The organism is Isoptericola nanjingensis, from assembly GCF_050311635.1.
Classification (GTDB): Bacteria; Actinomycetota; Actinomycetes; order Actinomycetales; family Cellulomonadaceae; genus Isoptericola; species Isoptericola nanjingensis.
This window is the reverse complement of record NZ_JBNOZL010000003.1, coordinates 23673-46663: the sequence shown is the minus strand read 5'-3', so window position 1 is coordinate 46663 and position 22991 is coordinate 23673. Positions and strand designations below refer to the sequence as shown.

Annotated in this window: 16 protein-coding genes; 4 read left to right on the top strand and 12 right to left on the bottom strand. The window is 74.2% G+C overall.

Annotated features, from left to right (window positions below; translation table 11 throughout):
- From galK to ACQP6G_RS05680, 5 genes are all read right to left on the bottom strand, one after another.
- Positions 1 to 1275 carry a galactokinase gene (galK, locus tag ACQP6G_RS05700; protein ID WP_429763275.1) on the bottom strand — a complete coding sequence of 425 codons (1275 nt, stop codon included), beginning with the start codon at positions 1273 to 1275 and terminating at the stop codon, positions 1 to 3.
- Positions 1275 to 3083: a glycoside hydrolase family 35 protein gene (locus tag ACQP6G_RS05695; protein WP_429763274.1), complete on the bottom strand. Its 1809-nt coding sequence runs from the start codon at positions 3081 to 3083 to the stop codon at positions 1275 to 1277. The genes galK and ACQP6G_RS05695 overlap by 1 nt, the downstream gene beginning before the upstream one ends.
- Before the next feature lie 115 nt (positions 3084 to 3198).
- Positions 3199 to 4542: an ABC transporter substrate-binding protein gene (locus ACQP6G_RS05690; RefSeq protein WP_429763273.1), complete on the bottom strand. Its 1344-nt coding sequence runs from the start codon at positions 4540 to 4542 to the stop codon at positions 3199 to 3201.
- A gap of 49 nt (positions 4543 to 4591) precedes the next feature.
- Positions 4592 to 5503, bottom strand: a complete 912-nt coding sequence (locus tag ACQP6G_RS05685; protein WP_429763272.1) for a carbohydrate ABC transporter permease — start codon at positions 5501 to 5503, stop codon at positions 4592 to 4594.
- 3 nt (positions 5504 to 5506) lie between these two features.
- On the bottom strand, positions 5507 to 6346 hold the full coding sequence (locus ACQP6G_RS05680) for a carbohydrate ABC transporter permease (protein ID WP_429763782.1): 840 nt from the start codon (positions 6344 to 6346) through the stop codon (positions 5507 to 5509).
- Between the two features lie 230 nt (positions 6347 to 6576).
- Between ACQP6G_RS05680 and ACQP6G_RS05675 the strand changes: the two genes are divergently transcribed.
- A complete protein-coding gene (locus ACQP6G_RS05675) occupies positions 6577 to 7638 on the top strand; it encodes a LacI family DNA-binding transcriptional regulator (protein ID WP_429763270.1) in 1062 nt (353 codons plus the stop codon).
- A 12-nt stretch (positions 7639 to 7650) separates the two neighbouring features.
- Here the strand turns inward: ACQP6G_RS05675 and ACQP6G_RS05670 are convergent, their stop codons facing one another.
- From ACQP6G_RS05670 to ACQP6G_RS05640, 7 genes are all read right to left on the bottom strand, one after another.
- On the bottom strand, positions 7651 to 8883 hold the full coding sequence (locus tag ACQP6G_RS05670) for an ROK family protein (protein ID WP_429763268.1): 1233 nt from the start codon (positions 8881 to 8883) through the stop codon (positions 7651 to 7653).
- Positions 8884 to 8885: 2 nt separating this feature from the next.
- Complete coding sequence (locus ACQP6G_RS05665; protein WP_429763267.1) at positions 8886 to 11537, bottom strand: beta-galactosidase; 2652 nt, start codon at positions 11535 to 11537, stop codon at positions 8886 to 8888.
- A 5-nt stretch (positions 11538 to 11542) separates the two neighbouring features.
- Entirely contained in the window at positions 11543 to 12472 is a 930-nt protein-coding gene (locus ACQP6G_RS05660; protein WP_429763266.1) for a carbohydrate ABC transporter permease, read from the bottom strand.
- On the bottom strand, positions 12472 to 13455 hold the full coding sequence (locus ACQP6G_RS05655) for a carbohydrate ABC transporter permease (RefSeq protein ID WP_429763265.1): 984 nt from the start codon (positions 13453 to 13455) through the stop codon (positions 12472 to 12474). Before ACQP6G_RS05655 ends, ACQP6G_RS05660 begins: the two co-directional genes overlap by 1 nt.
- Positions 13456 to 13457: 2 nt before the next feature.
- Positions 13458 to 14744 carry an ABC transporter substrate-binding protein gene (locus tag ACQP6G_RS05650; protein WP_429763263.1) on the bottom strand — a complete coding sequence of 429 codons (1287 nt, stop codon included), beginning with the start codon at positions 14742 to 14744 and terminating at the stop codon, positions 13458 to 13460.
- A 148-nt stretch (positions 14745 to 14892) separates the two neighbouring features.
- Positions 14893 to 17319, bottom strand: coding sequence for a family 43 glycosylhydrolase (locus ACQP6G_RS05645; protein WP_429763261.1), 2427 nt, complete (start codon positions 17317 to 17319; stop codon positions 14893 to 14895).
- Between the two features lie 277 nt (positions 17320 to 17596).
- Entirely contained in the window at positions 17597 to 19552 is a 1956-nt protein-coding gene (locus ACQP6G_RS05640) for a DUF2264 domain-containing protein (RefSeq protein ID WP_429763259.1), read from the bottom strand.
- A gap of 167 nt (positions 19553 to 19719) precedes the next feature.
- On the opposite strand from ACQP6G_RS05640, the gene ACQP6G_RS05635 reads away from it, so the two are divergent.
- The 3 genes from ACQP6G_RS05635 to ACQP6G_RS05625 are packed head-to-tail and all read left to right on the top strand — an operon-like array spanning position 19720 to position 22869.
- Positions 19720 to 21312: a heparinase II/III domain-containing protein gene (locus ACQP6G_RS05635; protein ID WP_429763257.1), complete on the top strand. Its 1593-nt coding sequence runs from the start codon at positions 19720 to 19722 to the stop codon at positions 21310 to 21312.
- On the top strand, positions 21309 to 21776 hold the full coding sequence (locus tag ACQP6G_RS05630; protein ID WP_429763255.1) for a hypothetical protein: 468 nt from the start codon (positions 21309 to 21311) through the stop codon (positions 21774 to 21776). Before ACQP6G_RS05635 ends, ACQP6G_RS05630 begins: the two co-directional genes overlap by 4 nt.
- Positions 21766 to 22869, top strand: coding sequence for a LacI family DNA-binding transcriptional regulator (locus ACQP6G_RS05625; RefSeq protein ID WP_429763254.1), 1104 nt, complete (start codon positions 21766 to 21768; stop codon positions 22867 to 22869). The genes ACQP6G_RS05630 and ACQP6G_RS05625 overlap by 11 nt, the downstream gene beginning before the upstream one ends.
- Positions 22870 to 22991 lie beyond the last annotated feature (122 nt).

Below are 22991 nucleotides of genomic sequence, written 5' to 3'. Positions count from 1 at the left end.
TCAGTCGGTGCGGCCGGCCGGGGCGGACGGCGGGGCGAGGAGGAACGCGGGCGCGGCGAGGCCGGCGTCGGCGAACGCTGCGCGGACGTGCGCGACGACGGCGTCGACGTCGACGTCCCGCACCAGCGCGAGCGTGGAGCCCCCGAAGCCGCCGCCCGTCATGCGGGCGCCGAGCGCGCCGGCGGCGACGCTCGCGTCGACGGCCAGGTCCAGCTCGGGCACGGTGACCTCGAAGTCGTCGCGCAGCGACACGTGGGAGGCGGTCATCAGCGGCCCGACCTGCTCGTACGCGCCGGCGCGCACGAGCTCGGCCACGTCCGCCGTGCGCGCCGTCTCCGTGACGACGTGCCGCACCCGGCGGCGCAGCACGCCGTCGGGGTCGTGCGGGGCCAGCGCGGCGAGGGCGTCGTCCAGGGCCACGGGGCCGACGTCGCGCAGGCTGTCGCGGCCGAGCAGCGCGGCCGCCCGCTCGCACGACGCGCGCCGGGCGGCGTACTGCCCGTCGACGAGCCGGTGCGGCGCCCGGGTGTCGACGGCGAGCAGCGCCAGCCCGACCGACGCCAGGTCCCACGGCAGCGGGACGGCGTGCTCCTCCGGCGGCAGGCCCGCGCGGAAGTCGAGCAGCAGCGCCTCGCCCGCGCGGCACAGCAGGGAGGCGGACTGGTCGAGCCCGCCCGTCGCCGCGCCGGCCACGTCGTTCTCGGCGCGGACCGACGCCTCGACCAGGCGGGACCGGCCGGCGACGGAGCCGCCCAGGCCGAGCCCGTGCACGTCGTCCAGCGCCACGGCGACAGCGCTCTGCAGCGCCGCGGAGCTGGACAACGAGGCGCCGAACGGCACGCAGGAGTCGACGGCGGCGTCGAAGCCGCCGACCGCGTGCCCGGCCTCGCGCAGCGCCCACGCCACCCCGGCCAGGTAGGCGCCCCAGCCGGAGACGCCGCCGGCCGCGCCCCCGTCTGCGCCGACGTCGGCGAGGTCCGCCTCCCACAGGCCGTCGGCCTGCGCCGACGCGAGGCGGACGACGTCGTCGGTGCGCGGCCGCAGCGCGACGTACGTGCGGTGCGGCAGCGCGGTGGGCAGGCACAGCCCGGCGTTGTAGTCGGTGTGCTCGCCGATGAGGTTCACGCGGCCCGGCGCGGACCACACGCCGACGACCGGGTCGCCGGCAGGGTCGCCGCCGAACGCCCGGGCGAAGACGTCCCGGGCGCGCCGGGCGCCCTCGGCCGGCGGCCACGCGACGTGCCAGCCGGCGTCGTCCACGGGCTGCGCCCCCATCAGGCCTCCGTGGGGCCGAGGTCGGGGGCCGCGACGAACCGCGCGCGGGGTGCGGCGGCGCCGTGCAGCTCGAGCAGCACCAGCTCGTTGCCCTCGGTCCGCAGGAGCGGGCCGGGCACGTAGAGCGTGCCCGTGGGCCCCTGGCTCGAGTACCGGCCGAGCAGCTCGCCGTTGACCCACACGAGGCCGCGGGTCCAGCCGTCCAGGCGCAGGAAGTGGTCGACGCCCGCCACGGAGCCGAACGTGCCGCGGTGGAACGACGGCCCGGCGACGGGCCCGCCGACCGGCCCGTCGAGCCGGCCGGCGTCGTCCGCGGCCGCCCACAGGGCGTCGTCCAGGAGCGCCGGGACGTCCTCGAGGCGCAGGGGCACGGCCTCCCAGTCGGTGAGCTCGCGGTTGGCGGTGCGCACCGTCCCGACGATCCCCTTGGGCTCGCCGATCCGGGGGCCGTAGTTGACGCGCCCCCGGTCCTCGACGAGCAGCGTCAGGGTGCCGGCCCGCCGCGGCAGCGGCAGCGACCAGGCGTGGGCGGTGCGGTCGAGCACGCCCACCGGGTCGCCGTCGAGCGCGACGACGGCGCGGTCGCGCACCTCCTCGACCACCAGGACGGCGTCGTCGGCCGTGATCTTCGTGCCGTACAGCGCGAAGCCGGACCACTGGCGCAGGTCGTCCATCGTCGGGGGCTGCGGGGCCGACGTCCGCGACCTCCGCCCGGACACCAGGTCCAGGACGGCGTCGAGCGCCACGCGCCGGTCGAGGACGACGTCGAGCTCCGGTGCCGGGGCCGGCTCGAGGGGCACCTCGTCCGGCACCGGCGCGTGCTTGGCGATCACCGCGCGCAGGGCGTGGAACTTCGCGGTGGGGCCGCCGTGCTCGGACAGCGGGGCGTCGTAGTCGTACGACGTGGTGATGGGCAGGTACGTGCCCTTGTCGTTCGCCCCGTTGGTCAGCCCCAGGTTGGTGCCGCCGTGGAACATGTAGAGGTTGACCGACGCGCCCGCGCCGAGCAGGTCGTCCAGGTCCGCCGCCGTGGTCTCCGGCGCGGTGACGTGGTGCTCGAGCCCCCAGGAGTCGAACCAGCCGTCCCAGAACTCCGTGCACATCAGCGGCCCGGTGGGCTGGTGCCGCCGCAGCACGGCGAGCCGCTCCAGCGACCGCGAGCCGAAGTTCGCGGTCTTGTGCAGCTCGGGCAGGCCGCCGAGCGACAGGTGCTCGTCGTCGGCCTGGTCGCACGTGAACAGGGGCACCTCGATGCCCTGCTCCCGCGTGAGGTCGACGAGCGCCCGCAGGTAGCGGGTGCGCTCGTCGGCGGGCACGCCCGGGTAGGCGCCGTACTCGTTCTCCACCTGCACCAGGAGCACGGGGCCGCCGCGCGTCACCTGCCGCTCGGCCACCAGCGGCAGGAGGTGCGCGTAGTAGGTGCCGATGGCCGCGAGGAACGCGGGGTCGTGCCGCCGGACCCCCGCGCTCCCGCCGGCGAAGAGCCAGGCGGGCAGCCCGCCCCCGTCCCACTCCGCGCAGATGTACGGCCCGGGCCGCACGATCGCGTGCAGCCCCTCCGCGGCGACGAGGTCGAGGAAGCGGCCCAGGTCGCGGCGGCCGGTGAGGTCGAACTCGTCCGGCTCGGGCGCGTGGAAGTTCCACGGCACGTACGTCTCGATCGTGTTCAGCCCCATCAGGCGCGCCTTGCGGATCCGGTCCGCCCACTGGTCGGGGTGCACGCGGAAGTAGTGCAACGCCCCGCTGATCACCTGGAAGGGGCGGCCGTCGAGCAGGAAGTCCCGCTCGCCGATCTGGAACGTGGGCATGGGGCGGAAAACCTCTCCGGGATCGAGGAGCGCGAGGTCGCGCCGGGCGGCGCGAGCGTCTCTGCCGGTCAGGGATCCGGTCCGGGACGCTGACCGACAGAGACGATCGTCGGGACTACTTGTTGACGGTGAAGCCCTGGCCGTTGCCGTACGTGGCGGACTGCTCCTGCCACTTCGCGAGGCCGTCCGTCAGCGTGGTGCCGGAGACGTACGCCTGGCCCACCGTGTCGTTGAAGATCGAGTTCGCGTAGACCTGGAACGGCAGGTACTGCCAGCCCTCGACGACGTTGGCCGCGGAGTCGGCGAGCACCTCGTTGATCTTCTGGCCGCCGAAGTACTCGGACTCGGCGCTGCGGAACTCGTCCGACTCGAGGTCGGCCGTGGTGGCCGGGAACGCGCCGCCGTCGAGGCGGGCCTGCACGCCGTCACCGTTCGTGGCGTAGTCGACGAAGGCGTAGGCGAGCTCCGCGTTCGTGCTGGCGGCGGGCACGGTCAGCGACGAGCCGCCGTTCTCGGAGGTGGCGTGCTGCCCGGCCTCCCACTGCGGCATCTCGGCGACGCGCCACTTGCCCTTGCCCTGCGGGACGCCGGACTCGAGGTTGGCGGGCATCCACGCGCCGATGGTCAGCGTCGCGATGGTGCCGTTGCCGAGGCCCTGGTACCACTCGTCGCTCCACGAGCCGACGGGGGCCAGCAGGTCCTCGTCGATCAGCTGCTGCCACACGTCCGCGAACTTCTGCGTGCCCTGGTCGCCGGCGAAGTCGATCGTCACGTCGGTGCCGTCGACCTGGTACGGGTGCCCGCCCGCCTGCCAGATCATGCTGGTGGTGAAGCCGGCGTCGCCGATGTCGTTGGCGATGTACGCCTTCGGGTCCTTCTCGTGGATGGTCCGGGCGGCCTCGAGGTACTCGTCCCAGGTGGTCGGCACGTCGACGCCGTACTTCTCGAAGACGTCCTCGTTGTAGAAGAGGGCCATGGGGCCGGAGTCCATGGGCAGGCCGTAGACGCCGTCGCCGCTGTGCACGGAGCTCCACGGGCCGGTGCTGAACGTGCCGTCCAGGTCGTCCGCGCCGAGCGGGCCGAGGTTCGTCAGCGCCTCCGAGATGGCGAACTGCGGCACGGCGTAGTACTCGACCTGCGCGACGTCGGGCACCCCGTCGCCCGCCGAGATCGCGTTCTGCAGGGCCGTGTACTGGTCGTTGCCCGTCCCGACGTTCTCGAGGTTCACCGTGACGTTCGGGTACTTCTTCTCGAAGTCGGTCACGACCTGCTCCAGCGTGGGCTCCCACGCCCACACGGTGATCTCGCCGCCCTTCTCGAGGACGGCGGCGGTGTCGACGGGCGCGGCGTCGCCGCCGCCGGAGCCGCCGTCGTCGCCGGAGCCGCAGGCGGCCAGGCCGAGGGCGAGCACGCCGGCGAGGGCGGTACCGCGCGCCAGGTGGCGGGATCGTGCGTTCATGGGGTCCTCACTTCGTTGTCAGACGGGGGATACGCGGGGAGGTACGGGGTCACTCCTTGACGGACCCGGCGGCCAGGCCGGACTGCCAGTAGCGCTGCAGCAGCAGGAAGGCGGCGACCAGCGGCAGGATCGTCAGCAGCGCGCCGGTGATGACGAGGTTGAAGATGGCCTCGCCGCCGGCGGTGGCGGCCTGCGCGTTCCAGGCGTTCAGGCCCAGCGTCAGGGGGTACCAGGACGAGTCGCGCAGCATGATCAGCGGCAGGAAGTAGTTGTTCCAGGTGGCGACCATCGTGAACAGCAGCACGGTGACGATCCCCGGCGCGAGCAGCGGCAGGCTCACTCGGAAGAAGGTGCGGAACTCCCCCGCCCCGTCGATCCGGGCCGCCTCGAGCAGCTCGCCGGGGATGGCCTCGGCCGCGAAGGTCCACATGAGGTACAGGCCGAACGGCGAGATCAGCGACGGGATGATCACGGCCCAGGGGGTGTTCGTCAGGCCCAGCTGGCTGAACATGAGGAAGGTCGGGACGGCGAGCGCCGTGCCGGGCACGGCCACCGCGCCGATGACGAGCGCGAACACCCCGCGCTTGCCCGGGAAGTCGAACTTCGCGAGGGCGTAGCCGCCCAGGATGGCGAGGAACGTCGCGCCGCCCGCGCCCACGACCACGTACAGCACGGTGTTGCCGAACCACCGCACGAAGACGCCGTCGTCGTAGGTCAGCGTGGTGACGATGTTGTCCCACAGCGAGAACGAGTCGCCGAACCAGAGGCCGAACGAGGAGAACAGGTCCTCCTGCGTCTTGGTCGCGTTGATGAGCAGCCAGGCCAGCGGCACCAGCGAGTACACGAGCACGACGGCGGTGAGCACCGTGAGCAGCGGGCTGCGGCGCGGCCGGGCCACCGAGTGGTGGCGCGGGGTGCGCAGCCTCGGGGCGGGACGGGCGGGGGCGGTCAGCGTCGACACGGGTCACGCCTCCTTGCGCATGCCGCGCAGCTGCACCACGTAGGCGATCACCATGGTGATCAGGCCCATGATGATGGCCACGGTCGCGGAGTAGTTGTACTGCTGGCCGGAGAACGACAGCGAGTAGGCGTACAGGTTGGGCGTGTACGACGTCGTGATGGCGTTCGGGGCGAGCGACTGCAGGATGCTGGGCTCGTTGAAGAGCTGGAAGCTGCCGATGATCGAGAAGATCGTCGCGATGACGAGCGCGCCGCGGATGGCGGGCAGCTTGATGGCGCTGATGACGCGCCACTGGCCGGCGCCGTCGATCTCCGCCGCCTCGTACAGCGAGTGCGGCACGACGCGCAGCGCGGAGTAGAAGATCAGCATGTTGTAGCCGACGAACTCCCAGGTCACGATGTTGCCGATCGACGCCAGGACGAGGTCCGGCGACAGAGGGTTCGGCAGGCTGACGCCGAAGGCGTCGTTGATGTTGCCCACCAGGCCGAAGCGCGTGCCGTACATGAAGCCCCACATGAGGGCCGCGACGACGGCCGGCACCGCGTAGGGCATGAAGATCGAGATCCGGAAGAAGCTCTTGCCGTACAGCCGGCCGCTGTCGATCGCGAGGGCGACCAGCAGCGCGATGCCGAGCATGATCGGCACCTGCACCAGCAGGAACAGGCTGACGCGGCCGAGGCCCTCCCAGAACTGCGGGTCGGCGAGCGCCTGCGCGTAGTTCTCGAGCCCGACGAACGTGGTGCCGCCCACCATCTGCGTGCGGAACACCGACAGGTACAGCGAGTAGGCGATCGGGGCGAGGAACACCAGCGCGAACACCAGCATGAACGGGCCGACGAACATCCATCCCGTCCAGCGCCGACGGCTGCGGCGCACGGCGGGCACGGCGGTCGGGGCGGGCGGCGAGGATGCCGGAGCGTCTGCGGTCACGAAGCAACTCCCAGGAGGACGGAGCCAAATGTTTACGTAAACATCATGGCCGGACTAGAGTGTCGCGAGGCGCCGGGGATGTCAAGCCCCGCGCGTCGGCAGAGTCACGCGATGCCGCACGAGAAGCGGCACGAGAGGCGGCGATGGTGGAGACGAACGGCGCGCCCGGCGTGCAGACCCGAGGGCGGGCACGCCCCCGGACGGCGCCCTCGATGGCCGAGGTCGCGGCGCTCGCGGGCGTCTCCTCGCAGACCGTCTCCCGCGTCTCGATGGGGCTCGACAACGTCAAGCCCGCGACGCGCGACCGCGTGCTCGCCGCCATGGCCGAGCTGGGCTACGCGCCCAACACCGCCGCCCGCGCGCTGCGGTACGGGAGCTTCCGCACGCTCGGGGTCATCGCGCACCAGCTGGCCCGCACGGGCGAGTCGCGCACCGTCGAGGCCGTCGTCGAGGCCGCCCGCGCGGAGGGCTACACCGTCACCATCGTCGACGTCGAGAGCCCGTCCCCCGACGACGTCTCCGCGGCCGTCACCCGCCTCTCCCACCAGGCGATCGACGGGCTCGTCATCGTGCGCGCCGAGTCCGCCACCCCGGACACGCTCGCCCTGCCCGCGCAGCTGCCCGTCGTCGTCTCCGACTCGCGCTTCGTCGGCACGCACCCCGCCGTCCGCGCCGACCAGACGGAGGGCGCGCGCCTCGCCGTGCAGCACCTGCTGGACCTCGGTCACCGCACCGTGCACCACGTCGCGGGCCCCGACGACTCGCTGCCCGCCCGGAGCCGCATCGACGCCTGGCGCGCCACGCTCGAGGCCGGCGGCCGAGCCGTCCCCGAGCCCCTGCACGGCGACTGGACCGCCCGGACCGGGTACGCCGTCGGCCGCGAGCTGGCCACCGACCCCGACGTCACCGCGGTGTTCTGCGCCAACGACGAGACCGCGGCCGGCGTGCTGCACGCCCTGCACGAGGCCGGGCGCCGGGTGCCGGACGACGTGTCCGTCGTCGGCTTCGACGGCATCACCCTCGCCGAGCACCTGTGGCCGCCGCTGACCACCGTGGAGCAGGACTTCGCGCGCATCGGCAGCAGCCTGGTCGACCTGCTGCTGCGCCAGGTGCGCGACGACGTCGACCTGAGCGGCACGCACGAGACCGTGCCCGTACGGCTCGTCGTGCGGGAGAGCACCGGTCCGGCGCCGCGACGGCCGTGACGCCCGGCCCGGTCAGAGCGCGATCGCGGCCCGGGTCGTGACCAGGCCGACGTCGCCGAGGAAGCGCTCCAGCGCGATCATCGCGACCCCCGTGGCCACCGAGTTCCCCCGCACCGTCGAGATCTCCAGGCTCAGCCCGGCGGCGGACACCCCCGGCGCCTCCTCGACCAGGCGCGCGCGGGCGAGCGGCAGCAGACGGTCGCCGATCGCCCACGTCGTCCAGCCCGTGAGGGTCACCCGCTCCGGGTTCACCACCGCCACCAGGTCCGCGAGCGCGGACCCGAGGTAGCGCGCGGTCGTCGCGAGCGTCTCCTCGACCGCCGGGTCGGGCGCGTCCGCCGCGCTGGCCCTCGCGAGCGCCTGGATGAACTCCCGCTGCAGGTCCAGGTCGCACAGCGGGTGCTCGGGCGCGATCTCGCGGAGCGTCTGCTGGATGCCGGGCGCGCCGACGTACGCCTCGACGCAGCCGCTCCGCCCGCACCGGCAGCGCCGGCCGTCGACCGCGAGCAGGGAGTGCCCCCACTCCCCCGCGGCGTTGGTCGCGCCGCGCAGGATGCGGCCCTCCAGGACGATCCCCGCCCCGACCCCGGTGCCGAGGTTCACCGTCACCATCGAGTCGGCCCCGCGGCCGGTGCCGAACCACAGCTCCGCGGTCGCGATCGCCTTGAGCGGGTTGTCGAGCACCAGGGGCACGCCGATCCGGTCGCGCAGGCTGTCCAGCTCGACCGATCGCCAGCTCCAGTGCGGGACGACGACGGCGACCCCCGACGCGCGCTGCACGATGCCGGGGAGGGCCACCCCGACGCCGAGGACGTCGGCGGCGTCCACGCCGGCCCTCGCGAGGGCGGCGTCGAAGGTCCGGCCGATGCCCTCGACGACGTACTCGGGTGAGCTCTCGTGCTCGTCGCGCGGGGTCTCGGCCGCCGCCACCTCGTCGAGGGCGGCGTCGAACACGATCGCGCGCACGTACGTCTCCGCGACGTCGATGCCCACCACGCGGCCGCGGTCGGCGTTGATGCGCAGGCTGGCGGTGGGCCGCCCGACCCGGCCGGCGCTGAGCCGCGACTCGGTGACGATGCCCTCGGAGAGCAGGTCGCCGACGACGGTGGCCACGGTGGCCGGGCTGAGCCCGGTCGAGCGGGCCAGCTCGTTGCGGGTGGCCTCCTCGGCCGACAGCAGGGCGTGCATCACGTCCAGCCGGGACTCGCTGCGGATGTCGCGCGACGTCCGCCTCTCGACTGCCATGGTCACTCCTGGGTGGCGACGGTGCGAAGACGCGCCAGCTGCGGTCGGTTCGGCCCGGCGGTCGCGCGCACGAGCAAGCGTAGCCCGCCCTCGTTCCAGGCCGCAGGAAGCCAGAGGCGGGTCGGCCGGCCCCCGGAGAACCGGGGCGCGGCGGGGTCGTCGAGCCAGACCCGGCCGAGCAGCTCGCCGTGCGCGAAGGCGCTCACACGCACCTGGGTGCCGGCGAACCACAGGGACCACCCGCCGGGCGGCAGCGCGACGTCGAACCACGCCTCGTCGCCGGGCTCGAGGTCCAGCGGCAGCCCCACGTCCGCGCCCGGGGCCGGCCGCGCGGCCAGCCCCACGAGCGCCGTGTCCGGCTGCGCCTCGACCTGCCAGCCGCGCACGGGGTCGAGGCGCAGCAGCTCCGCCCCGCTCAGCGCGCCCGGCGTGTGCGACAGCGTGACGGCGACGTCCGCGCCCTCCCCGGGCGCCAGGTGGAGCCACGGGTCCTCGGCCGTCACCGTGCGCCGCGCGCCGTCCACCCGTACGTCGACCGCCCCGGGCACGCCGTCGAGGCGCAGGGCGTGGTGCCGGACGCCGTCCACGGGCAGCGACCGCCGGTACGTGACCGGCCGCCCGACCCGCGTGCTGCTCCAGCCGCCGAGCGTGCGCAGCGGCGCCGGGTCGCCCGCCCACTGCTCCCCGCCCCCGACGCTCCAGTGCGCGGACACGTCGTCACGCGCCGCGACCGACCAGACCCGCCCGAGGCCGCGCAGCGACCCGGCGCGCAGGCCGGGCAGCCGGGCGTCGTCGAAGTTGGCGTGGCCCCAGGTCTCGACGGTCGCGGTCAGCCGGCTCGCGCCGCCGGTCGCCACCACCGTCGTCGCGCCGAAGCGCGCGAGGGTCGGGCGGACGACGCCGTCGAGGGCGAGGTCGACCATGTCGCCCGCGCCCTCCAGCAGCAGCGCGGCGGCGCCGGTGACGTCGGCCGCGTAGTGCGTGCGGCCGCGGTGGACTCCGACCTCCTCCGACGCCGGCGGGAGGTCGTACGCCTCGGGTCGGCCGTCGCGGACGGGCAGGTCGAGCCGCACGGCCCGCGCCACGTCGGTGACGCGGACCGTCGCGTCCTGCGCGGGGTCGGCGTCCACGTCCCCCGCGGGCACGGGCGGGGCGGAGCTCTCCCCCGGCCCCGGCACGTCCTGCGGGTGGCGCAGGACGACGTCCCACCGGTCGTCGCCGGCACGCGCGGTCGCGCGGACCGGCGCTCCTGGTGCGGGCGCGGCCAGCTCCACGAGCGTCGTGCGGCCGTCGTGCGCCTCGAGGACGAGGACCGCCCGGCCCTCGCCGGCGAGCTCGAGCCCGGTGGGTCCCGCCGCGACGAGGTCGGCGGTCGACAGGCGCAGCGTCCCGGGTGCCCCGAACCGGCCGAGGGGCAGGTCCCGCAGCACCAGCAGGCACGACGCGGGCGGCAGCGCCACCTCCACGGTCGCCGAGCCTTCGGCGTCGACCGGCAGCAGCGCCTCGGCCCACGACTCCCCGAGGTTCGGCACGCCGAGGAGCGAGCCGCCGCCGTCGAGCCCGAGGCACGACGGCGACGCGCTCGTCGGCGCCGACGTCGCGTACGCGCCGGGCGCCGCCCGGGGCACGCCGCGCGCCAGGGCCGGGCCGAGGGTCCGCACGACGGCGGCCAGCACGCGCGCCTGGGCCGTCTCCGGGCGCGGGGCGCCGACCGGCGAGAGGAACCCGCCGAAGTCGTAGTCGTGCGTCATGAAGCTGCCCGGGTCGCCCCAGTTCCCCACCGACGGCGTGTACCCGAGGTCGAAGCCGGACGCCTGCAGGTAGGGCGCGAGGAGCGTCGCGCCGCTGACCAGCAGCCGGCGCAGGGTGACGTGCCGCCGGTTCGTCTCGGTGACCAGGAGCGGCAGCCCCCGGTCGGCGACGAGGTCCGCGTAGCGGCGCACCTCCGCCTCGACGTGGGGCGACCGGTCGTCCGGGTAGAAGTTGAACGCCGGCGCCACGCCGTCGACCCCGCCCGTCGCGCCGACCAGGTCGCCCTGGCCGGCGCACGCGACGAGCGGCACGGTGATGCCGTGCTCGCGCGCCGTGGCCGCGAGCGCCCCGACGTAGCCCGCCCGGTCGTCGCAGTCGAAGAAGTCGAGCTCGTTCTCCAGCTGCACGGCCACGACGCTGCCGCCGCGGCCGTGCTGGCGAGCGGCCAGGATCGGCAGCACCTGGTCGAACCACTCCCGCACCCGGGCCAGGTAGCGCGGCTCGGCCTGGCGCAGCCGCAGCCCCGGCTCGAGCGTGAGCCAGGCGGGCAGCGCGCCGCCGTCCCACTCCGAGCAGATGTACGGCCCGGGGCGGGCGACCACGAGCAGCCCCGCCTCGTGGGCGAGGTCGAGGAACGTCCCGACGTCGCGCCGCCCGGTGAAGTCCCACCGGCCGGGCGCGAGCTCGTGGAAGTTCCACGGCAGATAGACGTCGACGGCGTCGTACCCCGTCGCCCGCACCTGGGCGAGCCGCGCCGCCCACTCCTCGCGCGGCAGGCGGAAGGAGAAGAGGGAGGCGCACAGCAGCGCCTTCTCCTCGCCGTCCACCACCAGGCCCGAGGGGCCCAGCACCACGCTGCCGGTCACGCTGCCGGTCACGCTGCTCGTCACGCTGCTGGTCACGACCGTCACTTCACACCCGCGCTTCCGACGGAGACGTTCATCTCGTAGAGGTACTTCTGGCCGAGGTAGTACACGACGATCATCGGCAGCGTCAGCATGATCGAGCCGACCATGACGAGGTTCCACGGCGGCAGCTGCATGGCGTTGCTCGTGGAGGTCATGTACTGCAGGCCGAGCGCGAGCGGCATCGTCTCCTCGGAGTTGAGGTAGATGAGCGGCCCCATGAAGTCCCCCCACGCGTGCGTCAGCGTGAAGATCGCGATGGCCGTGAGGATCGGCCACATCATGGGCAGCACGATGCGCCGGTAGATGCCGAAGTAGCCGAGCCCGTCCACCTGCGCGGCCTCGTCCATCTCGCTCGGGATGCGGGAGACGAACTGCCGCACGAGGAACACGTTGAACGCGTTGGAGAAGAAGCTCGGCACGATGAGCGGCAGGTAGGTGTTCACCCAGCCCAGCTCCTTGAACAGCAGGAACTGGGGGATCATCGTGATCTGCGCGGGGATCATCATGGTGGCGAGCACGACGACGAACATGACGTTCTTGCCGGGCGCGCGCAGGCGGGCGAACGCGTAGCCGACCAGCGACGACGAGAGCACCTGGCCGACGGCGGACAGGGTCGCGATGATCACCGAGTTCAGGACGAACCGGCCCACGGGCAGGCCCGTGGCCGTGAAGACGTCGCTGAAGTTCGACCAGAGGAACTCCGTGGGGATCACGGTGAACGCGTTCTGCGCGCTGGTCTGGTCGCTCGCCAGCGCAATGGAGACCATGAGGATCAGCGGCACGAAGAAGACCGCCGAGACGATCAGCAGCACCGCGTAGGTGGCGGGCGACGCCTTGAACGCCTTGAGCGTGCGGGCCGTGGCGCCGCGGCCGGGCGCGACGGCCGGCTCGGCCACGGCGGCGGGTGGGGCCTGGGTCGCTGCGGCCATCACCGCACCTCCGTCTCGTAGAACACCCAGCGCCGCGACGTGCGGAACGCGAGCGCGGTGAAGCCGATGATGACGACGAACAGCAGCCAGGCGACGGCCGACGCGTAGCCGAAGTGGTAGAAGCCGAAGGCCTGGTCGAACAGCAGCGGCACCACCATCTGGCTGGCGTTGTCGGGTCCGCCCTGGGTGAGGATGTACACCTGGGAGAAGATCTGGAACGCGCCGATCAGCCCCATGATGAGGTTGAAGAAGATGATCGGCGTGATCTGCGGGAACGTGATCGACCAGAACTGCCGGAACGGACCCGCCCCGTCGATCTCGGCGGCCTCGTAGAACTCCCGCGGGATACCGTTCATGGCGCTGAGCAGCAGGACGGTGGCGCTCCCGGCGCCCCACGCCGACAGCACGACGAGCGCGGGCTTGACCCACAGCGGGTCGAGCAGCCAGTCGGGCCCCTGGATGCCGAGCACCCCGAGCAGGTCGTTCAGCGGGCCCGACGGCGCGAGCACCATCTTGAACACCATCGCGGTGGCCACGAGCGGCACCAGCGTGGGCAGGTAGATCATCGTGCGGAAGAACTTGCGGCCGCGGACCTTCTTGTTGAGCAGGTTGGCCAGCCAGAGGCCGACCGCCAGGCCGAGCGGGACCGAGACCGCGGCGTAGAAGAAGGTGTTCCACAGGGCCTTCCAGAACACCGGGTCGCCGGTGAGGGCCTGGACGTAGTTGTCCAGCCCGACGAACACGGGCGGCGTGAACGAGTCCCACTCGGTGAGCGAGATGTACACGGACGCGATCATCGGGCCCAGCAGGAACCCGACGAAGCCGACGAGCCAGGGCGAGATGAACAGCCAGAAGAACCGGGCCTCCGTCCGGCCCCGCCGGGACAGCTTCGGGCGGGGCAGGCGTGCGGCGCGCCGGCCCCCCGCGCGGCGCGGGCTCTGGGCCCGCGCCGCACCGAGGACGGCGCCGAGGTCGGCGGCCATCGTCAGCCCTGGCCGACGATCGACTCGAGCTTCGTCTGGATCGCGTCGAGCTGCGTCTTCGCGTCGCCGCCCTCGTTCCAGAACGTGCCCAGGTTGTCGTCGAACGTCGCCTGCATCTCGTTCCACTCGGGGATCAGGGGCGACGTGAAGACGAAGTCGGACGACTCCGCGAACGCACCCATGTTGATGTCCTTCGTGGCCCACTCCGGCTCGAGGAACGCGTCCGACTGCTGCACCTGGACGTTGGCGGGCACGTCCTGCGCGTTGTCGATGACGACCTGCTGCGCCTCGGCGTCGGTCAGGTAGTCGATCGCCTCGAACGCCTTGTCCGCGTGCTCGGAGTCGCGCGAGATCGCCAGGCCGGAGCCGAAGGCCGACACGGCCTGCTCGTCGCCCTGCCACATCGGGGCGATGTCCCAGTCGAAGTCCGACTCGAGGAGGCCGCCGATGGCCCAGAACCCGGTCGTGTTCATCGCGACCTTCTGCGCGGCGAACGCCGGGTCGCCGCCCATGTCGGGCCCCATGTCGGCGTACTCGGCCGCGGTCGGCACGACGTGCTCCTTGAAGGTGAGGTCGTTCGCCCACTGCAGCGCGTCGACGACCTCCGGGGTGTTCACCGTCGGGGCGCCCGAGTCGTCGATGATCTGGCCGCCGTTCTGGTAGGCGAAGCTCCACCACTGCGCCCACCAGCCGGCGCCGCCGTAGCCCCACTGCTCGCCCGGCACGGTGAGCTTCTCCATCGCCGCCTGGGCGTCCTCCTGCGTCCAGTCCGCCGTGGGGTAGTCCACGCCGGCGGCGTCGAAGAGGTCCTTGTTGTAGTAGACGATCATCGCGCCGGAGCGGTCCGGGATCGCGTAGACCTTGTCCTGGTAGGAGTACAGGGAGCCGGTGGGTCCGAAGCGCTCGTCGAGGTCCATGCCGGACTTCGACACGTACTCGTCCAGCGGCAGGATCTGGTTCTTGGACGAGTAGACGTTGACGCCCTCGGCGACCTGCATGATGTCCGGGCCGTTGCCGCCCGCGATCATCGTCTGCACCTTCTGCTCGTACTGGTCGCTCGGGATGAGCTGGAGCTTGACCTTGATGTCGGGGTGCGCCTTCTCGAGCATGTCGACGCGCTCCTGGTACGACGTCTTGTCGACGTCGCCGCCCCAGACCGTCATCGTCAGGGTCGTGACCCCGCCGTCGCCCGAGTCCTCGCCAGAGCCGCACGCCGCCAGCGCCGACATGCCCAGCGCGGCGAGCGCCACCCCGGCGACGCCCCTGCTCCATCGCGTCCTTGCGTTCATCGTCTCCGCCTCTCTGCGGTGGGCCGGTCGTCGTCGACCGTCCCCTCGATTACAACGTTGGTAAAACTAACCCCTGGATAAATAGATGTCGACGGTTCAGGGATCACGAAGTGGTCACGGCGGCCGGGCGACCCGGCCCGGCCCCGCGTCAGCCGCAGGTACGTGCCGCGTACCCGACGGCGACCGCCGGCCCGTCGCCCATCGCGACGGTCGCGGTGCCCGCGTCGAGCGCCCGCTCCCGCGTGCTCACCACCGCGGACCCGCTGGCGCCCGGTGCCACGCCCCGCACGGTGCGGTCCCCGACCGCCGTCCGGATCTCGACGTCGCCGGCGCGGTCCGTCGCGTTGCGGACGGTCGTCACGAGCTGGACGCGCCCCTGGCCCACGCAGCGCGCGGCCACGGACGGCTCGACCGCCGTCGGCGGCGCGTCCACCGTGAGCTCCGGGATCTTGAGGTACGAGCCCGGGGTCGCGAAGGTGATCCGCACCGCCGAGGCCCAGACCGGGTCGAGGGCGACGGCCGTCCGGGTGCCGTTCGCGCCCGGAGCCACGTCCTGTGCCGTCGTCGCGTGCCAGGCGCCGTCGGCGTCCCGGTACTCGACGCCGAACCGGGCGATCGTGCCCTCGATGTTCGTGAACGCGACCTGGTCGACGACGTGCGCCGCGGCGGGCTCCACGGTGAAGGTCACCTCGTCCTGCGTCGAGCCGCTCGCCCACGTGGACCACGACGTCGACGCCTTGCCGTCGCAGGCGTTCTCGGCCGGCATCGTCTCCCAGTCCGTCTGGTGGACGCTCGCCGAGACGGTCGTCCCGTCGGCCCCGCACAGCTCGACGACGCCGTCCTCGGACACCTCGATCGCACGGCTGAACGTGCGGCCCGCGGAGAACCGGTCGTCGGCGGCGAGGGTGCCCGTGATCGTGTGCTCGCCGCGCGTGGCGAACGACGTCGCGTCCCAGGTCACGGCCACGTCGGCGGTGACGCCGTCCACCTCGACCGGCACGGTCGCGGGCAGGTCGTCCCCGAAGTCCTCGCCGGGCCCGACCCGCTCGGGCAGGCCGTCGTCGACCACCGACCAGACGCCGTCGCCCAGGCCGCGCGCGTCCCAGTAGCTCTCGTCCCAGCCGTCGCCCCAGCGCTCCGGGTCCTCCACGGCGGGGTTGCGCATCTCGGCGCGCCCGTTCTCGCCGATGGTGATCGGCAGCCACACGTACGTCGAGTCGGCAGCACCGGCGTTCCAGCGGTCGCCCATGTAGACGAACCGGCCGCCGCCCAGGTCGAGCACGTTCGTGGACTGCGAACCGAACGTGGACCGGCGCGTGTCGCCGACGGACAGCAGCCCGTCGCCGCCCTCGGGGATGGAGCCGTACGGGACGTCCTCGTACCGGTCGTCGGGCTCGACCCCGCGGATCCACGGCCCGAGGATGCTGTCGGCCGTGTAGTACGTCTGCGGGTTGGGGTCCCACCCCGTCGCGCCGGACGCGACGGCGTAGTACCGGCCGCCGTGCTCGAACAGCGCGGGCGCCTCGAGCATCCCGCACTCCTTGACGATCTGGAAGTCCTCCCCGCGCACCGGCGCCTCGGCGGTGCCGTCCGCGAAGAGGTACGGGTACCGGCCGTCCTCCGAGTACTGCCCGGCGCCCGCCATGTCCGTGCCCGTGGTGTGCGTGACGTTCGTGTACGTCTCGTCCAGCTCGGCCACGTAGAGCGACCGGTTCTCCTCCGAGGAGTAGACGATGTACGCCGTGCCGTCGTCGTCCTGGAACACGGTCATGTCGCGCGCCTGGCCCGGCACCGCGGCGGAGATGCAGTCCTGGTAGCCCGTCCGGTTCGGCATCCGGTACACGCCCGTCATGCGGAACGGGCCGGTCGGGCTGTCCGACACCGCCACGCCCGCCATGGAGCGCGCGTACATGCTGCCGCCCGACGTCGTCTGACCGTCCGAGTGCCACCACAGCACCCACTGGTCGGTCGCGGCGTTGTACAGCACCTTGGGCCGCTCGAAGATCGTCGTGCGGTCGGCCGCCTCGTTCGTGTCGAGGTGGTAGTCGAGCTCCGCGATCCGGTCGGCGCGCGGCTGGCCGGCGTCGTCCACGGTGTCGTAGAGCGCGTCGAAGTACTCCGACTCCAGGTCCGACGGGTCGGACACGGACCGCAGGACGACGCCCTCGTCCGTCCAGTTCTTGGTGTCGTACGACTTGTACGCGTGCACGCCGGGGCTGCCGTAGTAGCCGTTGCTGCGGTCCTCGCCGTACCAGTAGTAGACGGTGCGGCCGTCCTCCTCGCTCTGCACCACCTGGCCGCCGTGCGCCTGGACGTGCTCGCCGCCGTCGTCCAGCCAGGGCGGCGAGAAGTAGTCGTCGGCGCCGGTCCCCGGGTCGAGGACGGCGGGAAAGCGCGTGTACCCGGCGGCGTCGGCAACTCCGCCGGAGCCGTCGGAGCTGCCTGAGGGGTCGTCGGCCGCGGCGCCGGCCGTGGCCTGCAGGCCGACCAGCGCGAGGGCGAGGCCGACGCCGCCGGCGGCCGCCCGGCGGCCCAGGGGCGGCGCGGCACCGCGGTCGTCGCGGGGGTGAGGCATGTCGTTCTCCTTCGTCGTCGAAGCGAGACGTGCGTGGCGGTCGACCGCCGTCGGTCGCCCGCACGCAGGCTGGCACGTCCGAATGTTTACGTCAACATTTGGTCGATGCGCCGTTTCGTTTCTGTTCGCTTCGGCCACATGACCGTCGCGCACCGCCGCCGCGGCCCACCAGCGCGTCGGCGAGCGGAGGTTCGCGGCCCGCAGCCGGGGCGAGACCGGACTTTCCTCAGCGACGCCGGGCGTCGTGATCTCGCGCGGAAGTCGAGCGGGGCGTCCGTCAGGGCAGGCGCACGGTGGTGCGCGCGCCGTCGGGCCAGACGACGACGGCGGTCGCCCCGTCGACCGTCACGGCGGCGCCGTGGGTCGACGGGTCGCCGGACCCGTCGCTGCGGCGCAGGGCGACGAGGCAGGCGGCCCAGGCGCCGGGTGCCGCGGGCAGGTCGACCCAGGGCACGCGCGCGCCCTCGCCGAGCGGGCTGACGTCGTCGCGCGCGGTGGTGCCGCCCGTCCCGTCGCCGAGCAGCGGGACGACGACGGAGCTCAGGCCGTCGCCGGCGACGGTCGGCCAGCCCGAGACGCGCAGCCGTGCTGCCGTGGCGGCACAGTCCGCACCGGCGGCGAGCGCATCCGCCCGGACGCAGCGGACCTCCCACGGCCCGCGGACGACGGACACGACCGTCAGGACGCCCGCGTCGACGGCGTCCCCGGTCGCGCCGGACCCGTGGCCCTGCCGGTCCTCTGCGGGGAGCACCCAGTGCGCCGCGACGCGCGACGCCGCCACCGCCGCCTCCGCCTCGCCGGCGGCGGGCTCGACGACGCCCACCTCGAAGGTGGTCATCCCGGTGCGGTGCGTGGCCCGCCCGGTCGCATCGACGAGGCTGACGGACTGGTCGACGGGCGAGAGCCAGCTGTCGTCGTCGAGCCACGGGCAGGTGGCGGTGGAGTAGCCGAGCCGCGCGTACAGGGGCGAGTCGCCGGTGCGGTCGCCCTCGCGGGCGTGGTCGGTGCCGTGGTTGACCACCCGGACGACGCCGTCGGCCCGGGTGCCGCTGACCACCCAGCCGGGCGCGCGGACGACGCGCAGCACGTCGCCGCGCTCGACCGGCAGCGGCTCCTCCGGCGCGGTCCAGGCCGGGTGGTCGGCGGGCAGCGCGAGGCCGAGCAGCCCCTTGCTCGCCCAGTAGGGCGAGCCGGGGCCCGAGTACGACTGCGCCAGGCGCGGCCAGGCGTGGTGCCAGCCGAGCCTGAGCAGGCCGTCGTCGTCCGGGGCGCCCCGCTCGACGAAGTGCCCCACCACGGCGGACGCCGCGCGCCGCAGCAGGCCCGGGGGCAGCGACGGCACCTCCGCGATCGCGCCCACCCAGAACGGCGCGGCCGCCGCGAACCGATAGGTGAGGGAGCGGCCCTGCACCAGCGGCGACCCGTCGCCGCCGACCAGCGCCACCGCGTCCTGCAGGTAGCGGTCGAGCAGCGCGACGTCGCGCTCGCGGCGCGGGGCCGCGAGGTCCGCCGCGCCCGCCATCCGCGCCCACAGGGTCGGGTACAGGTGCAGCGCCCAGCCGGCGTAGTGGTCGAAGGCGCGCTCGGCGCCGTCGGACATCCAGCCGTCCGCGCGCTCGAAGGAGTCGTGCGTCGCGAGGTCCGCGGCCATCTCGTCCAGGGAGTGCGGCCCGCCGACCGAGCGCAGGAACGTCTGCACGACCAGCCGGAACCAGACCCAGTTGATCCGCGGATAGGTGTCGTCGCCGACCGCCTCCGCGAGGTAGTCGACCACGCGCTCCTGCACCGCCGGGTCGAGCCGGTCCCAGATCCACGGCCGCGTCAGGTCCAGGACCAGCGCGATCGACGCCGCCTCCACCTTGGCCTGCCCGTGCTCGGACAGCCGCACCCAGCGCTCGGGGTGGCGGGGGTCGGTCCCGGCCGCGAGGCCCGCGGCGTACCGCTCGGCGTACCCGTGCGGGTCGGCGCCGCACTCCCCCGCCAGCCGGAACCCGGCGAGCAGGAAGGTGCGGGCGTAGCCCTCGAGACCGTCGACGGCGCGGCCGTAGCCGCCCGCCGGCCCCGGGAGCGTCACGAGCGAGCCGTCCGGCGAGGCGAACGGCCGCACCGAGTCGAGCATCGTGTCCGCGAGCGCCGCCCAGCGGCCTCGGTCCCAGCGGGAGCGGCCGCTCACGGCGTGGTGGCCGGGCGGTCGTGCGCCGCGGACCTCTCGGGTCGCGCCTGCGAGATCCATCGCACCCTTCCTCCTCGAGGGATCCGACCGCCGTGGCGATCACCCGACCATCCGCGATCGACCAGGAACAGAGTCAAGCGTTCCGGTTCTCGCCACGTCAAGCACGTGGCTGTACTGTCATGATCGTTTGAGTTCGTTGTCGGTCACTGATCCGAGACGAGGTCGTCGTGGACACCCCGCAGGACCGCTTCGCCGGGCCGCTCGCCGCGACCCTCCCCCTGCCACCACCCGGAGCCGAGCGCGCGGCGGCCCTGGACGCCCTGCTGCTCCCGCCCGACGCGGCGCTCCCCGTCCCGCCCGCCACCGAGCGCGGGCGGTGGGACCCCGCCCGCGGCGCGCTCGACGCGGCCACCGCGACCGCCGTCGTCGACCGCGCCGAGGCCGACCTCGGCACGCCGTGGCCCCTCCCGCTCGCGAGCACCGCGGCCCGCCTGCACCGCGACGGCGACCGCGACACGCACGAGCAGCTCGTGCACGGCCGCGAGCGGCGCCTGTCCCGCGCGGCCGTCGCCGCGGCGGTCTCGCTCGGCGCGCCGGGAGCCGACCGGTGGCTCGACGAGGTGGCGGACGGCGTCTGGCAGCTGTGCGAGCAGAGCTCCTGGTGCTGGCCGGCCCACGACGACTCCCGGCTCCGCCACGGGTCGGTGCTGCCCACGGTCACCGACCCGTACCTCGACCTCGGGGCCGGCGACGTGGTCGGTCAGCTCGCGTGGGTGGACCACCTGCTCGGGGCGGGGCTCGACGCGCGCTACCCGGGCCTGCGTGCGCGGGTGCGCCACGAGGCGCGCGCCCGCGTCGTCGAGCCGTTCCTGCGCCGCCGCGACTGGCACTGGCTGGGGCTGGACGGCGACGTGCACAACTGGAACCCGTGGATCCACGGGAACGTGCTGGTCGCCGCCCTGCGCCTGCTCGACGGCGAGCACGAGGCCGCCGAGCGCGCCCGCGTCGTGGAGCTGGTGCTGCAGGGCCTGGACCGCTACGTCGGGTGCCTGCCCGACGACGGCGCGATCGACGAGGGCTACGCCTACTGGTGGAACGGCGCCTGCCGCGCGCTCGAGGCCCTGGACGTGCTGGCGCACGCCACCGGCGGCGCGGTCGACGCCCTGGACGCCGGGCGGTCGCCCGCCGCGCTGCGCGGGACCGTCGCGTTCCCGCACCGGATGCACCTGGGCGGGGCGTGGTACCTCAACCTGGCCGACGGCCAGGCCAGGCCGCACCTGACGCCGCCCTGGCGCGCCCTGCACCGCGCGGCGCTCCGCACGGGCGACCCCGACGCGGCGGCCCACGCGCTCGCGCACCGGGTGGCCGGGGCTGGCGCCGAGGAGCAGCAGGGGCTCGGGCGGCTGCTGCGCGCCCTCACCGACCGCGACTGGCAGGCGACGTCCGACGCGCTCCCGCCGCTCCCCGCCGAGACCTGGCTCGGCTCCACCGAGGTGCTCGTGGCCCGCGAACGCACGGGCGATGCGGCCGGGCTCGCGCTCGCCGTCAAGGGCGGGCACAACGCGGAGGCGCACAACCACAACGACGTCGGGTCCGTCGTCGTCGCGTCCGACGGCGTGCCCGTGGTGGTCGACGCGGGGCGTCCGACGTACACCGCGCAGACGTTCGGCCCCGACCGCTACCGGATCTGGACCATGCAGTCGTCGTGGCACTCGGTGCCCGAGGTCGCCGGGACCGCGCAGGCGGTGGGTGCCGGGGCGCGTGCGCGCGACGTCCGCCCCGCCCTCCGGGGCGACGACGCGGGGGCGCCGTCCGCGTGACGCTGGACCTCGCCGCCGCGTACCCCGTGGCGGGGCTGCGGTCCTGGCGGCGCTCGGCACGCCTCGAGCGCGGCCCCGACGCCCGCGTCGTGGTGTCGGACGCCTGGGACCTCGACGACCGGCGCGACGACGGGCGCGACGACCCCGCGACGACGACGGTCCGCTTCCTCCTCGCCGGCGACGTCTCGCTGACGCCGGGGAGCGCCGTCGTCGTCCCGCTCGACGGCGCCCCTCCCCTGCGCCTCACGTGGCCGCCGGACGTCCCCGCCGCGCTCGTGGACCGCCCCCTCGACGACCCTGTGCTGAGCGAGGTGTGGGGCGACCGCCTCACACGCCTGGACCTCACCGTCACCGCCCGCGCCGACCTGCAGGTCGCCATCGCGCGGGACGTCGACGCGGAGGGGGCAGGACGACCGGGCGGCGGGCCGTCGCCCGCCGCAGCGAGGAGGAAGAGTGACCACTGATCCGGAGCTGCGCGCCCCGCTCCCGGCCGAGCGCCGGGCCGCCCTGCTCGCCGCCCTCGACCGCGACGGCGTCGTGCGGGTCGCCGACGTGTCGCGGGCCCTCGGCGTGACGGCCGTGACCGTGCGACGCGACATCACGCAGCTCGAGCGTGAGGGCCGGCTCGTGCGCGTGCACGGGGGCGCCGTGCCCGCCGCCGCGCCGGCGGGCGGCGGCGCGCCCGCCCCGTCGCCGACCTCGCAGGCCGTCGGGGTGCTCGTCCCCTCCCTGGACTACTACTGGCCCGGAGTGGTGCGCGGGATGGAGGCCGTGGCACGGGAGCACGGGCTGCGCGTCGTGCTCCGCGGCTCCTCCTACGACGCACCGGACGAGCGGCCCGCCCTGCAGCGGCTGGCCGAGGCCGACGGGGTCAGCGGGTTGATCCTCGCCCCGCGCACCGACGGCACCCGGGGGGCCGACGTCGCCCAGTGGCTCCGGGACTCCGGCCTGCCCCACGTGCTCGTCGAGCGCGAGGCCGCGCTCGCTCCCCACCGCGAGGCGCTCGAGTCCGTGGTCTCTGACCACGCCCTCGGCGCGCTCATGGCCGTGCACCACCTCGCCGACCTCGGCCACCGCCGGGTGGGACTCGTGCTGTCCCGCGAGTCGCCGACGTCTCGCAAGGTCGCCGCGGGCTGGCGCGCCGCCTGCGCCGAGCTCGGGCTGTCGACCGAGGAGCACTTCGAGCGGCTCGCGCCCGACCGCCGCAACCCCGAGTTCCCGGGGGTCGTGACGGAGGTCGTCGACACCGCGGTCGCCTCCGGCACGACGGCGCTGCTGGTGCACTCCGACCCCGAGGCGTCCGCCGTCGTGCAGGAGGCGATGGACCGCGGCCTCGGCGTGCCGGGCGACCTCTCGGTGCTGTCGTACGACGACGAGGTCGCCGGGCTCTTCAGCCCGGCCCTCACCGCCGTGCGGCCGCCGCGCGCCGCCGTCGGTCACGCCGCCGTCGACCTGCTGCTCAAGCGCCTCGCCGACCCCGAGCGCCCCGTGCACCGCGTGGCGATCAGCCCGCGCCTGGTGGTGCGGGAGTCGACGGGGCCGGTGCGCCCGGGGTAGCCCGCGGCCGCGCACGAGGCGTGCTGCATCGAAAGTTCACCGCGATTCACAGAGGCGGCACGGGGTGCGGCAGGACGACGCACGTCGCGCTCGGCGGGCCGCGACGCCCCGACGAGGCGATC

What these genes read in the sequence shown, in the direction of transcription:
- ACQP6G_RS05640 (WP_429763259.1), bottom strand. Translation starts at nt 19,552, where the DNA reads ATGGATCTCGCAGGCGCGACCCGAGAGGTCCGCGGCGCACGACCGCCC.
- ACQP6G_RS05680 (WP_429763782.1), bottom strand. Translation starts at nt 6,346, where the DNA reads ATGTTCGTCGGCCCGTTCATGCTGGTGTTCGCGCTGGTGTTCCTCGCC.
- ACQP6G_RS05690 (WP_429763273.1), bottom strand. Translation starts at nt 4,542, where the DNA reads ATGAACGCACGATCCCGCCACCTGGCGCGCGGTACCGCCCTCGCCGGC.
- galK (WP_429763275.1), bottom strand. Translation starts at nt 1,275, where the DNA reads ATGGGGGCGCAGCCCGTGGACGACGCCGGCTGGCACGTCGCGTGGCCG.
- ACQP6G_RS05655 (WP_429763265.1), bottom strand. Translation starts at nt 13,455, where the DNA reads ATGGCCGCCGACCTCGGCGCCGTCCTCGGTGCGGCGCGGGCCCAGAGC.
- ACQP6G_RS05695 (WP_429763274.1), bottom strand. Translation starts at nt 3,083, where the DNA reads ATGCCCACGTTCCAGATCGGCGAGCGGGACTTCCTGCTCGACGGCCGC.
- ACQP6G_RS05660 (WP_429763266.1), bottom strand. Translation starts at nt 12,472, where the DNA reads ATGGCCGCAGCGACCCAGGCCCCACCCGCCGCCGTGGCCGAGCCGGCC.
- ACQP6G_RS05670 (WP_429763268.1), bottom strand. Translation starts at nt 8,883, where the DNA reads ATGGCAGTCGAGAGGCGGACGTCGCGCGACATCCGCAGCGAGTCCCGG.
- ACQP6G_RS05650 (WP_429763263.1), bottom strand. Translation starts at nt 14,744, where the DNA reads ATGAACGCAAGGACGCGATGGAGCAGGGGCGTCGCCGGGGTGGCGCTC.
- ACQP6G_RS05675 (WP_429763270.1), top strand. Translation starts at nt 6,577, where the DNA reads ATGGTGGAGACGAACGGCGCGCCCGGCGTGCAGACCCGAGGGCGGGCA.
- ACQP6G_RS05645 (WP_429763261.1), bottom strand. Translation starts at nt 17,319, where the DNA reads ATGCCTCACCCCCGCGACGACCGCGGTGCCGCGCCGCCCCTGGGCCGC.